Origin of the sequence: Polaribacter uvawellassae (assembly GCF_039748955.1) — a bacterium.
In the GTDB taxonomy this organism is placed as follows: Bacteria; Bacteroidota; Bacteroidia; order Flavobacteriales; family Flavobacteriaceae; genus Polaribacter; species Polaribacter uvawellassae.
On the sequence record NZ_JBDIZN010000003.1, the window covers coordinates 347,673 to 361,101 of the forward strand.

A 13,429-nucleotide genomic window follows, 5' to 3' on the forward strand; every position below is an offset into this window, starting at 1 on the left:
AAAAATAAGGGTATTTCTAAGAAGAAGCCTTTAAAATTTCATCTTTAAAATTTGAAAGAAAAAATGAAATAAAATATGTAATTTTGCACTTCAATTTTAAGAAACCAATGAGTATTCAAAACCATATAGAAGCTGCTGTAAAAAAAGGATTTTTAACTTTATATGATGCCGAAATTCCGACTGTAGAATTTCAAGCAACACGTAAAGAATTTGAAGGAGATATTACGGTAGTTGTTTTTCCGATGTTGCGATACAAGAAAGGAAATCCAGTTCAAATTGGAAATGACTTAGGAAATTACATTGTAGAAAACGTGCAAGAAGTAACTCGTTTTAATGTGGTAAAAGGGTTTTTAAATTTGGTGATTGATGATGCTTTGTATCTAAATTCATTTGATGCTATTTATAACAATGCAACTTTCGGATTTGTAAATCCATCAGAAAACGATGCCGTTTTGGTAGAATATTCTTCTCCTAATACAAATAAACCGTTGCATTTAGGACATGTTCGTAATAATTTATTAGGATATTCTGTTGCTGAAATTTTGAAAGCTTCTGGAAAAAAAGTCTATAAAACGCAAATTATTAATGATAGAGGGATCCATATTTGTAAGTCGATGTTAGCTTGGCAAAAATATGGGAATGGTGAAACTCCAACTTCTACAGGATTAAAAGGAGATAAATTGGTTGGGAATTATTATGTAAAATTCGATCAAGAATATAAAAAAGAAATCTCTCAGTTAATATCCGAAGGAAAATCCGAAGAAGACGCTAAAAAACAAGCTCCGTTATTATTAGAAGCACAAGAAATGTTACAAAAATGGGAAGCTGGCGATAAAGAAGTTGTTGCTCTTTGGAAAACCATGAATGCATGGGTTTATGAAGGGTTTGACATTACTTATAAAAATTTAGGCGTTGATTTTGATTCGTATTATTACGAAAGCAATACATATATATTAGGAAAAGACAATATTGAAGAAGGCTTGAAAAATGGCGTTTTCTTCAAAAAAGAAGATGGTTCTGTTTGGATTGATTTAACCGAAGACGGATTGGACGAAAAAATTGTGTTGCGTTCTGACGGAACAGCGGTGTATATGACGCAAGATATCGGAACTGCTGTGCAACGGTCTAAAGATTATCCAGATGTAAATGGAATGGTGTATACAGTTGGAAACGAGCAAGAATATCATTTTAAAGTATTGTTTTTAATCTTACAAAAATTGGGGTATTCTTGGGCAGATCAATTGTATCATTTGAGTTACGGAATGGTAGATTTACCTTCTGGAAAAATGAAATCTAGAGAAGGAACTGTTGTTGATGCTGATGAATTGATGGTAGAAATGACAGATACTGCAAGAAGTTTATCGCAAGAATTAGGAAAATTAGAAGGCTATTCTGAAGAAGAGAAAGAATCTTTGTATAAAACAATCGGATTAGGAGCGCTGAAATATTATATTTTAAAAGTTGATCCAAGAAAAAGAATTTTATTTGACCCAAAAGAATCGGTTGATTTTCAAGGAAACACAGGTCCATTTATTCAATATACCTATGCAAGGATTCAGTCGATTTTAAGAAAAGCTACATTTGATTTTTCTAAAAAGATAACTGATTTAGAATTGCATCCTAAAGAAAAAGAATTGATTAAAATTATTGAAAATTACCCTGAAATCATTCAGCAAGCAGCTGCAAATCATTCGCCAGCAATCATTGCTAATTATACGTATGATTTGGTAAAAGAGTTCAATTCTTTCTATCAAAATGTGTCTATTTTAGGCGAAGAAGATCAAGATAAAAAAATAATCAGAGTACAATTGTCAAAAAAAGTAAGCGATATTATAAAATCTGCTTTCTCTTTATTGGGAATTGCTGTTCCTGAGAGAATGTAAATCCCACCTTTAATCTTCCTTTAGGGAAGAAACTGTTGTGGAAAATACTATCCTAACCTTTCCAAAGGAAAGGAACTATTGTGGAAAAAGTTGATTATAGTTTTAGTAAATAATAAAAGTTAGTAAATTTGCAAGCGTTAGGGATTGAAGTGACATCCTTTTTTACACATTGTAAATTAACTGTCATTACAAGGAAGTATGACACAGTAATCTGTTTGGATTAAGAGATTGCTTCACTTTGTTCGCAATGACGTTGAAATTTAAAAAGTAAAAAAGATACAACGGAAAGCCCGCTCGAACGCCCAAAGAATTCAAAAATTAAAGAATTAAAAGATTGAAGACTTATTGAATCTTTTAATTATAAATCATTAAATAAAAAAACATGAAATACGACATCATTATTATAGGAAGTGGACCTGGAGGATATGTAACTGGAATTAGAGCATCTCAATTAGGCTTTAAGGTTGCCATTGTAGAAAAAGAATCTTTAGGAGGAATTTGTTTAAACTGGGGTTGTATTCCTACAAAAGCATTGCTAAAATCTGCACAAGTGTATGATTATTTAAAACATGTAGATGCCTACGGATTAAAAGCAGAAGCTATTGATAAAGACTTTGAAGCAGTTATTAAAAGAAGTCGTGGTGTAGCAGAAGGAATGAGCAAAGGTGTTGCTTTTTTAATGAAGAAAAACAAAATCGATATTATTAACGGTTTTGGAAAGATAAAAACTGGCAAAAAAGTTGATGTTACTGCAGAAGATGGTAAAGTAACAGAATACAGTGCAGATCATATAATTATTGCCACTGGAGCGCGCTCTAGAGTGTTGCCAAACTTACCTCAAGATGGTAAAAAAGTAATTGGTTATAGAGAAGCAATGAGCTTGCCAGCTCAACCAAAATCGATGATTGTTGTAGGTTCAGGAGCCATCGGAGTTGAATTTGCACATTTTTATAATTCGATGGGAACTGATGTAACAATTGTAGAGTTTTTACCAAATATTGTTCCGCTAGAAGACAAAGATGTTTCTAAACAATTTGAACGCTCTCTTAAAAAAGCAGGAATTAAAATTATGACAAATTCTTCTGTAGAATCTGTTGATATTTCTGGTGATGGCGTTAAAGCAACTGTAAAAACTAAAAAAGGAGAAGAAATTTTAGAAGCTGATATCGTTTTATCGGCAGTCGGAATTAAAACAAATATTGAAAACATTGGATTGGAAGATGTTGGAATTGTAACGGATAGAGATAAAATTTTGGTAAACGATTTCTACCAAACCAATTTACCTGGTTATTATGCAATTGGAGATGTGGTTCCAGGACCAGCATTGGCACACGTTGCTTCTGCAGAAGGAATTACTTGTGTAGAGAAAATTGCAGGTTTAGACACTGAAGCTATTGACTACGGTAACATTCCTGGTTGTACCTATGCAACTCCAGAAATTGCTTCTGTTGGAATGACAGAAGAACAAGCAAAAGAAGCTGGTTACGAATTAAAAGTTGGTAAATTCCCATTTTCTGCTTCAGGAAAAGCAACTGCAGCTGGAACGCCAGATGGATTTGTAAAAGTAATTTTTGATGCAAAATATGGTGAATGGTTAGGTTGTCATATGATTGGTGCCGGAGTTACAGACATGATTGCTGAAGCTGTATTAGGAAGAAAACTAGAAACAACAGGACATGAAGTTTTAAAAACAATTCATCCACATCCAACAATGAGTGAAGCAGTAATGGAAGCTGTTGCGGATGCTTATGATGAAGTAATTCATTTATAAAATTTCATAAAACAATATATTTATTAAAACCGAAGTTTAACTGCTTCGGTTTTTTTATATTTGGAACTTCAATAATTTTTCATGAAAAAGAATCTATTTGTTTTTTTTACATTTTGTTTTATTTTTTTGAGCTACAGTCAAAAAGCAAAACAAATAGATTATTCATTTATAAATTCTAATAAAGATTTTATTAAAACATTTGGAGATTTTTTTAATGTAAAATATAATGAGTCAGATTACAATATAATGGTTCGATATTTTCCAGAGACTATTTATCACGGAAAAAATGTAGTAGAAGTTTGGATTAGAACAAGTAAAACTTCAAAAGAATCAATAAAAAAACAGAAAATAAAAGTACATTCAGATAAATTAGGAAGGTTTTATAAAAGTAAAAAGGTTCACGATTTAAAAGAATTTCCTCAAGTACTATTTTATAAAAAAATGAGGTTTAAAAACCTCAACAAGCTATTAAATGACACAATTACTGTTTCAATAAATAAGAAAAAATATTTATTTTTCTTTTAACCGAAATCATCAATATGAAATCAACCAAGTTTTTATTTGCCTTTTTATTTTTATCAACGTTTGTTGTTGGTCAACAAAAAGACATTTGGCATTATATAGAAAATGAACAAGTAATAGCAGAAAATAAAGAAGACGCACATGCTAGTTTTACTTCGTTTTCAACTTTTGCAAATTTTCTAAAAAACACTCCTGATTATAAAAAATCTTTAAACGGAATTTGGAAGTTTAATTGGGTGAAAAACCCAGAGAACAGACCAAGAAACTTTATGAAACCTACGTTTATTTTAAATGATTGGAAAGAAATTAAAGTTCCGTCTAATTGGGAAGTTGAAGGTTTTGGAACACCCATTTATGTTAATCACCAATACGAATTTTCTGATTACAAAGCAATGGTTGCTGATGACATGGAGTTGATTGATAAAATTTATCCGAAGAATCCAGGGAAAGTTCCGCATTCATACAATCCAGTTGGTTCGTATCGCAGAGACTTTGAAATTGATAGTTCATGGACAGAAAAAGAAATTTTCTTACATATTGGTGCGTTAAAATCAGGTGGATTTGTTTGGTTAAATGGCAGATATATTGGGTATTCTCAAGGAAGTAAATTACCGAGTGAGTTTAACATTACTAAAGCTGCTAAAAAAGGAAAAAACACGATTGCAATTCAGATTTTTAGATGGACAGACGGAAGTTATTTAGAAGCACAAGATTTTTGGAGAATTAGCGGTATTGAACGAGATGTATATATTTATGCACAACCAAAAGTTAGAATTCAAGATATAGATATTCATGCAACACTAGACAATACGTTTACTGAAGGGTTTTTAGATGTAAGCATAGATTTTCAAAATCACGGAAAATATAATAAAGAACTTTTTGTTTCTTACCAGTTATTTGATGCAGATAATCATCTAATTGCAGAACAACAAAATAACACTGCGGTTTCTCCAAAATTTCGTAAAACTTCAAGTTTTTCAACGAATGTTATTAGTCCAAAAAAATGGAGCGCAGAACATCCTAATTTATATACTTTACGAATTATTACTAAAGATGCTCGTCAAAATTTAATTGAAATTACAGAACGAAAAATCGGTTTTAGAAAAGTTGAAATCAAAAATGGTTTGTTATTAGTTAACGGACAACGAATTACGTTAAAAGGTGTAAATGCGCATGAAGCAGCTCCAGAAACTGGTCATGTAATGAGTGAAGAATTGATGTTAAAAGATATTAAATTATGGAAAGAAAATAACATCAATGCTGTTCGATTAGCGCATTACCCAAGAGGAAGTCGCTTTTATGAATTGTGTGATTTGTACGGAATTTATGTAGTTGACGAAGCTAATATAGAATCGCACGGAATGTATTATGGAAAATATTCTTTGGCTAAAAAAGAAAATTGGAAAAAAGCACATCTAGACAGAATGTTACGAATGGTTGAGCGTGATAAAAATCATCCATCAGTAATTATTTGGTCGATGGGAAATGAAGCAGGGAATGGAACTGTTTTTTATGATGGTTATGAAGCAATTAAAAAATTAGACAAAAAAAGAAGACCTGTTCAGTACGAAAGAACATACAAATCTGATAATAACTTATTTAATATGGATTGGAACACAGATATTATTGTTCCACAATATCCATCTCCAGCAACTTTTGAAAGAATTGGAAATACAAAAACCGACCGACCATTTATTCCGAGTGAATATGCACATTCGATGGGAAACAGCACAGGAAATTTTGCTGATTATTGGGAAATTATAGAAAAAAATGATCATTTACAAGGTGGTTTTATTTGGGATTGGGTAGATCAATCTATTTGGAAAACCAATAAAAAAGGTGAGCGCTTTTATGCGTATGGCGGAGATTTTGGAGAAAATATGCCAACTGATAATACTTTTTTAAATAACGGAATTGTTTTTCCGGACCGAACGCCACAACCAGCTTTATACGAAGTTAAAAAAGCTCATGAATTCATCAATTTTAAAGATGTTGGTACAAATGATTCTAATGAGAAAATTATCAATATTGAAAATTTATACGATTTCACAAACCTAAATCAGTTTGATTTTAAAGCGGTAATTAAAGCGAATGGAAAGATTTTAAAAACCATCAACTTAATAGATGTAAATGTAGAAGCACATCGAAATAAAGATATTTTAGTTTCTTTAAATGATGTCAATTTTAAAGAAAATACAGAATATTTTTTAGAAATTTCTGCAACTACAAAAAACAAATGGAGTTTGTTATCAAAAAACTTTGAAGTAGCAAAAGAGCAAATCTATTTAAGTAATAAATTCACAAAAAAAGCAATTAAAGTTGACAATGGTTGGTATTTAAAATCTACAGATAACAACTCTAGTTTTACCATTTTTAACAATTACATAAAAGTAGCATTTGACAAGAAAAAGGGAAATATTACTTCATACGTTTTTAAGAAACAAGAATATATAAATTCTAAGAATGGTCCACAAATTAATTTTTGGCGAGCACCAACAGATAATGATTTAGGTAGTAGAATGCAGGAAAGAAATTTAGGCTGGAAAAATGCATCTCTAAATGCAACAGTTTCTAATTTTGAGTTTAAAAAATTAGATAATAATTTAATGCAAGTTATTGTAAACTACCAACTACCAACAGTAAAAACAACTCATACAACTATTTATACAGTAAATGGAAATGGTGTTGTGAAAATTGAAAACACACTTAACGAATCTACGTATAAAGGAGATATTCCAAGAGTTGGAATGCGCATGCAAATCCCAAAAGGATTTAATGAAGTTACCTATTATGGTCGTGGTCCTTGGGAAAATTATCAAGATAGAAAATCATCGACTTTTGTGGATGTTTTTAAAACAAATGTTTCTGATTTTTATGTTCCATATATTCGTCCGCAAGAAAACGGAAACAGAACAGATGTACGTTGGATGGCATTGATGAATTCAGAAGAAAACGGTTTACTAATTTCTTCTCCTTCTCAAAAAGGATTAAGCATTACCGCATTACACATGCCCAATGAAGATTTTGATATCACCAACGATTTAGATTATTCTAAAGAAAACAAAAATGCCGATTTTAGCAAACACACAACTGATATTAAAGAACAAAATTTAGTGCAATTAAATATTGATTTAGCGCAACGTGGATTAGGTGGTGATAATAGCTGGGGAGCAAAACCACAAGATAAATATCAGTTAAAAAGTGATAAAAAACATTCGTATTCTTTTTATTTAATTCCGTTTACAAGCGGAACAGTAGAGAAATTTGTAGAACTACAACAACAGTTTAAATAATGGCATTAACTACAAGTCAGAAAAAAGAAACTTTTAAAGTGCTGTTAATTGCTACATTAAAAATAACTATACCGGGTATCATTATTGGAGTTTTTCACAAATACGATTTTTGGGTCGGACTTTTATTATTTGGTTATTTAATGGTTTTTTTATACAAGAACTATTATAGATCAACAACCAAAAACTGGATTCTTTTAGCAGGAATGATTATCACAGGAATCCTTGGAATTTGTGCAGAAATTTGGGGAGTAAGTTTTCAATATTGGGAATATCACGATTTAACAAACAACAGACAATTGCCTTATTGGTTGCCATTTGCTTGGATGTTTGCATTCCGATTTATTTATGTGTTAGAAACGAAATTAATTCATTCTTTAGGATTACAAAAAATGAGTCATAAAACCTGGTTAGCTGTTTTTATCACAGCGTTTTTTCCTGCTTACGGAGAAGTAATCACAATTAATTTAGGGGTTTGGACGTATTCTTGGCCGTATCAATTTTTAGGCGTTCCATTATATGCAGTAATTTGTTTGGTTGCTCTGCATATGGGAATTAACTTTTTATTGAGTATTTGGGTGAAAAAGAAAAAAATAAACGACCCTGTTTTTGTTCGTCTAGATAAATTCTAATAACTCCAAGCAACAATTCTTGTTACTTTATTTCCTTGATGCATCGGAATTACTTTAAAAGATGTTGCTCCTAATTTTTTAGCTGATTTCTGTAAACTTTCTACATTTTCCTTTTTAGAAACCAAACTTGTAAACCAAATTACTTGTTCTTTATATAAAGAGCTTTGGTATAAATAATTGTGTAAAAAGGCTTTTTCTCCACCAACATACCACAACTCGTTATTGTTTCCAGCAAAATTCCGAACAGCATTTGTTCCTAGGTTTCTAGTTTTTCTTCTATTTGCTCCTCTTGCTTCTTCGGCTGACTTATAAAATGGCGGATTACACATTGCTGCTGTAAACGCATCTTCCGGTTCTATAATTCCGGTTAAAATATTATTTTCATCAAATTGTTGACGTAATAAAATCTGAGGATCTAACTTATTATCATCAATAATATCTTGAGCAGCATCTAAAGAATCTAAATCGATGTCTGTACCGACAAAATTCCAACCATAAACCGCATTTCCTAACAACGGATAAATACATGTTGCTCCCGTTCCGATATCTAAAATAGAAACATCTTTTTCATCTTTTAACAAATCATTTAAATGATGAATATAATCTACTCTTCCAGGAATTGGCGGACATAAATTTTCGTCCGGAAATTCCCAAACAGAAATTTTATCATAAGTAAATAATAATGCTTTGTTTAGTTCTTTTACTGCATTTGGATTTGAAAAATCAATTGTAATTGCATCAAATTTATTTTTAGTAACAAACTCTTTTAACAAAGGATTTTTATTGATTAACTCATCAAAATTATATCCTTTATTAAATTTATTTTTGGGATGAAGCCCTTTTTCTTTCATATCTGTTGTCATTGCGAGGAACGAAGCAATCTTTTAATAAAATCACAAATTTAAATGAGATTGCCACGTCATTCTTCCTCGCAATGATAGGCAATATTAATTCTTATAATTCCAGAACAGTAAACTCTAAATCCAATGGTTTTAAAGTTGATTTTAAAGCATCGATAAATGCGTCGCCATATTCTAAATAATATTCAGAAAAGTTGCGTTGACGTTCTTCTAAACTTTCATTTGGAAATAATTGCTTTTTAAGTTCTGTGATTCGAGTTACCAAATCGTGTTGACGCCTTTTCTCTGCTCTTAACAAGCGTTTCTCAAGATTCTCTAATCCATTTAGTTGCTTTTTTTCTTGCGCATTAACAGCGCCAATAAAAGAAACATCAGTTTCGTTAGCAACTCTTCTTAATGCTAAAAACTGTTGTTCTAATAATGTTTTTGCATCTAGAAAGTTAAAAGCAATATCTGAGTTCTCATTGACTTTCAGCTTCAACAAATCATCTTTATTCAAGAACAATTCCTCTGTAGAAATACTTAATTTTTCTAACTTCTTTTGTTGTTTGGTCGAAATCACTTGAACAGAATTTCGCAACACTAAAATTGGAAAAGGAACAGAAACCGAGTTAAAATAATCTTTTAATTGTAACCAATACGCCAATTCTCCACCTCCACCAATATAGGCTAGATTTGGTAAAATAACTTCCTGATATAAAGGTCGCATAATTACATTTGGCGAAAATAATTGTGGATTTTCTTTTACTTTGTTTAGAATTTCTTCTTTAGAAAAAGAAATCTCTGTGTTGTTTACTTTGTAAATTCCGTTTTCAAAAATAATACGTTCTCTCGAGTTTTCACTTAAATAAAATAAGTTGATTTCTCTTGGATTTACTTGTACTTTATAATTTTCTTCTAATTCTTTTATGGTTTTTGTAACCGTTTTAAAAGAAACTTGTTCTTCTAATTCTTGCTCAACAAACGGAGCAAATACTTCTTTTAATTGTTGGTCGTCTCCATCAACAATTACCAAACCGTATTTTGCAAATAATTGATTGGCAATATATCTTGTTGCTTCTGCTAAAGTGTTGTGCTCTACATATCCTTTTGTAAATAAAACTCTTAAAAAATCAGCATTTCTAGTAGTTCCGAGTTGTTTTGAAAAGCCTTCAAAAACTTCTTTTAATCCTTCAGTAGAAAAATGTCCTACTGCTCCGCCATCACTTCTATTCCACTGTACTTTTTTGTTTTTGAAATTAAAATAATTGATTTCATCAAAATCATGATCTTCTGTTGCCATCCAATAAATAGGCACAAAATGATCTGCAGGAAATTGCTCTTGTAATTCTTCTGCTAAATTTATGGTAGAAATAATTTTATATAAAAAATACAACGGCCCAGTAAACAAATTTAATTGATGACCTGTTGTTATTGTAAATGTATGTACTTGGGAAAGTGAATCAATATTTACTTGTGTTTCTTCAGAAATAGCAACATTTTTATATTGATTTTTTAATGCAGAAACCAATACTTTTCTGGTTTCTAAAGAAAAAGAAGTTCGTTTTTCTTCTAATTGATTTTTAAATCCGTTTACATCTGAAAAATGATTATAAAACGGCTTGATAGATTCTTTTTGCTCTAAATAATCGAGCATGGTATTAGAGAAAAAACCTGTTTTTTGAAAAGGAATTTGTGTTGCTTTCATCTATAACTTACTCACTTTACACTGGTTAAACAATATATTTAAAGTAGTATTAAACCTTAAACAATCACAGTCACTTTTCATATTAAAAATCTTTTGCTATTAATTTTATAAAAATACGAATTTTTGGTGGTTGGTCGAAATTGGCATATCAATCTAACAAATTTTTAACGCTTTCTTAGTTGTAAAATTTTTTATTTAAATAATTACAAGTAGATTTGAAAAAGCTAATCAAAAAACATCAAAATAAAATGAAACACAAGTCGATTCTCTTTCTTTTCATTTCAGTTATTTCATTTCAATTAACTGCTCAAAAACTTCAAACTCCAGATGAGTTTTTAGGTTATAAATTAGGTTCTCGTTTTACAAGACACCACAAAGTGGTTGATTATTTTAAATACATTTCTGAAAATACAGACAAAGTAAAATTTGAAGAATACGGAAAAACAAACGAGCTAAGAACCTTGGCAATTGCTTATGTTTCTTCTGCAAATAATATTAAAAATTTAGAAACTATTCGTAAGCAACATTTAACAAATGTTGGTATCGAAAACACTACTGAATTAAAAGATAAATCGATTGTTTGGTTGAGTTATAATGTACACGGAAATGAAGCTTCTTCTACAGAAGCATCTATGCTTACTTTATATAAATTGGTAACAGAAAACAGCAGTTATTTAGAAAACACGGTTGTAATTATGGATCCTTGTATCAATCCTGATGGAAGAGATCGGTATGCAAATTGGTACAATCAAGTTATGGCTTTGCCAAATAATGTAAATCCAGATGCTAGAGAACACAGTGAACCTTGGCCTGGCGGAAGACCAAATCACTATTTATTTGATTTGAATAGAGATTGGGCTTGGGCAACACAAGTTGAAACACAACAACGTTTAAAAGTATATAATAAATGGTTGCCTCATATTCATGTAGATTTTCATGAACAAGGAATTAACAATCCCTATTATTTTGCTCCAGCTGTAGAACCTTATCACGAAGTTATAACTGATTGGCAACGTGATTTTCAAACGCAGATTGGAAAAAACCATGCAAAATATTTCGATAAAAATGGTTGGTATTACTTTACAAAAGAAAGTTTTGATTTATTGTATCCAAGTTATGGTGACACCTATCCAACTTATGTTGGAGGAATTGGAATGACATACGAACAAGCTGGGCACGGACGTGCTGGTTTAGGAATTACAAAAGCAGACGGAGAAGTATTAACGCTTTGGGATCGTTTAATTCATCATACAACTTCTGGTATTTCTACGGTAGAAATGGCTTCTAAAAACTCTGGAAAACTTAATGCTGAGTTTAAAAAGTATTTTAGTGATAATAACTTTAAATATAAAAGTTATGTGTTACAAGGAAACAATAATAAAACCAATAAATTAATTGAGTTGTTAAACAGACACGAAATTACATATGGTTTTGCACAAGGAAAATCAGTTTCTGGTTACAATTATAATACAAGATCTAAAGGAAGTATGAAAACTTCTGTTAATGATTTAGTTATTTCTACAAATCAACCAAAAGCAAGATTGGTAAAAGCATTGTTTGAACCAGTTGCAAAATTAAGTGATTCTATTACTTATGATATTACGGCTTGGTCTTTACCTTATGCATACGGATTTAAAGCAATTGCTAGCGAAAGATTAGTTGCTACAACAAATAACACCATAAAAGTTGCAAGTTCTACTCCAAATTTTAATGCATACGCTTATACATTTGAATGGAATCATATTTCTGATGCAGCTTTATTAGCTGATATTTTAAAACAAGATTTTAGAGTTCGTTTTAATAGAAAAGAAATGATTAATTCTGGTAAAAAGTTAAAAACCGGAAGTTTAATTATTACTCGTGGAGATAATAAACACATCAAAAATTTTGACAACACACTTATTGCAATAGCAAACAAACATAATAAGAATACAAATTCAATAAACACAGGTTTTTCTGAAAGAGGTCCAGATATGGGATCTTCTGATGTAAGAGAACTTAAAAATCAAAAAATAGTTGTGCTTTCTGGGAAAGGAACTTCATCTTTAAGTTATGGAGAAATACAATATTTTTTCGAGCAAGATCTTAAATATCCTTTTACAGCAATTGATACAGACAATTTTTCTGTTAATATGTTAGATAATTATCACACATTGGTAATTCCGAATGGATATTACGGCGGCGTATTTTCTAAAAGCGAATTAACCAAATTAACTTCTTGGATTAGAAGCGGAGGAAAAGTGATTGCAATTGGTGGTGCAAACAGCATTTTTGCAAATAAAAGTGGATTTGGTTTAAAAACGAAATCTTCTAAAGATAATGATAAATCTGATAAAGAAGTTGAATTGATTAATTACAAAGATTTAGAAAGAGATCGTATTCAAGGAAGTATTACTGGTGCTATTTTTAAAACAAAAATTGATAATTCTCATCCGTTAGGTTTTGGTTATGGTGATGCTTATTTCACTTTAAAACAAGGAACAAGATCTTATGATTATTTAGAAAACGGATACAATGTTGTTCGTTTAGAAGACAATACTGCTTTTTCTGGTTTTGTTGGAAGCAGAGCTGATAAAAACTTAGCCAAATCATTAATTTTTGGTGAAGAAAATGTTGGTAGAGGAAGCGTTGTTTATATGATTGACAATCCTTTATTTAGAGCATTTTGGGATAATGGAAAATTGTTTTTCGCAAATGCATTGTTCTATACAAATCCAAATATGAAGAAATTGTAATTGTCCGTTCGAGCGGAGTCGAGAACTATGTATTTACCTCTCGACTCCG

At 30.8% G+C, this 13,429-nt stretch carries 8 protein-coding genes; 6 read left to right on the forward strand and 2 right to left on the reverse strand.

From position 1 onward, the window contains the following. Nucleotides 1–107: 107 nt before the first annotated feature. The 5 genes from argS to ABDX67_RS08795 all read left to right on the forward strand — a co-directional run bounded on the left by argS (nt 108) and on the right by ABDX67_RS08795 (nt 8,098). Nucleotides 108–1,883 (forward strand): arginine--tRNA ligase, encoded by a 1,776-nt coding sequence (gene argS, locus ABDX67_RS08775; protein WP_347174639.1) that lies wholly within the window; start codon nt 108–110, stop codon nt 1,881–1,883. 382 nt (nt 1,884–2,265) lie between these two features. Next, nucleotides 2,266–3,654 carry a dihydrolipoyl dehydrogenase gene (gene lpdA, locus ABDX67_RS08780; RefSeq protein ID WP_347174640.1) on the forward strand — a complete coding sequence of 463 codons (1,389 nt, stop codon included), beginning with the start codon at nt 2,266–2,268 and terminating at the stop codon, nt 3,652–3,654. Between the two features lie 81 nt (nt 3,655–3,735). Then, entirely contained in the window at nt 3,736–4,179 is a 444-nt protein-coding gene (locus ABDX67_RS08785; RefSeq protein ID WP_347174641.1) for a hypothetical protein, read from the forward strand. A gap of 14 nt (nt 4,180–4,193) precedes the next feature. Further along, complete coding sequence (locus ABDX67_RS08790) at nt 4,194–7,469, forward strand: glycoside hydrolase family 2 TIM barrel-domain containing protein (protein WP_347174642.1); 3,276 nt, start codon at nt 4,194–4,196, stop codon at nt 7,467–7,469. Continuing rightward, nucleotides 7,469–8,098 (forward strand): hypothetical protein, encoded by a 630-nt coding sequence (locus ABDX67_RS08795; RefSeq protein WP_347174643.1) that lies wholly within the window; start codon nt 7,469–7,471, stop codon nt 8,096–8,098. Before ABDX67_RS08790 ends, ABDX67_RS08795 begins: the two co-directional genes overlap by 1 nt. On the opposite strand, the gene rlmF is transcribed toward ABDX67_RS08795, so the two are convergent. Together rlmF and bshC are read right to left on the reverse strand one after the other, a co-directional pair. Then, nucleotides 8,095–8,949: a 23S rRNA (adenine(1618)-N(6))-methyltransferase RlmF gene (gene rlmF, locus ABDX67_RS08800; protein WP_347174876.1), complete on the reverse strand. Its 855-nt coding sequence runs from the start codon at nt 8,947–8,949 to the stop codon at nt 8,095–8,097. The two genes, ABDX67_RS08795 and rlmF, sit on opposite strands and share 4 nt — an antisense overlap. 103 nt (nt 8,950–9,052) lie before the next feature. Beyond that, nucleotides 9,053–10,645: a bacillithiol biosynthesis cysteine-adding enzyme BshC gene (gene bshC, locus ABDX67_RS08805; RefSeq protein WP_347174644.1), complete on the reverse strand. Its 1,593-nt coding sequence runs from the start codon at nt 10,643–10,645 to the stop codon at nt 9,053–9,055. A 248-nt stretch (nt 10,646–10,893) separates the two neighbouring features. Between bshC and ABDX67_RS08810 the strand changes: the two genes are divergently transcribed. Beyond that, nucleotides 10,894–13,380: a M14 metallopeptidase family protein gene (locus tag ABDX67_RS08810; protein WP_347174645.1), complete on the forward strand. Its 2,487-nt coding sequence runs from the start codon at nt 10,894–10,896 to the stop codon at nt 13,378–13,380. The last annotated feature ends 49 nt before the right edge of the window (nt 13,381–13,429 follow it).

Coding starts and splice junctions, on each gene's coding strand:
- argS (WP_347174639.1), top strand. CDS start 108: ATGAGTATTCAAAACCATATAGAAGCTGCTGTAAAAAAAGGATTTTTA.
- lpdA (WP_347174640.1), top strand. CDS start 2,266: ATGAAATACGACATCATTATTATAGGAAGTGGACCTGGAGGATATGTA.
- ABDX67_RS08785 (WP_347174641.1), top strand. CDS start 3,736: ATGAAAAAGAATCTATTTGTTTTTTTTACATTTTGTTTTATTTTTTTG.
- ABDX67_RS08790 (WP_347174642.1), top strand. CDS start 4,194: ATGAAATCAACCAAGTTTTTATTTGCCTTTTTATTTTTATCAACGTTT.
- ABDX67_RS08795 (WP_347174643.1), top strand. CDS start 7,469: ATGGCATTAACTACAAGTCAGAAAAAAGAAACTTTTAAAGTGCTGTTA.
- rlmF (WP_347174876.1), bottom strand. CDS start 8,949: ATGAAAGAAAAAGGGCTTCATCCCAAAAATAAATTTAATAAAGGATAT.
- bshC (WP_347174644.1), bottom strand. CDS start 10,645: ATGAAAGCAACACAAATTCCTTTTCAAAAAACAGGTTTTTTCTCTAAT.
- ABDX67_RS08810 (WP_347174645.1), top strand. CDS start 10,894: ATGAAACACAAGTCGATTCTCTTTCTTTTCATTTCAGTTATTTCATTT.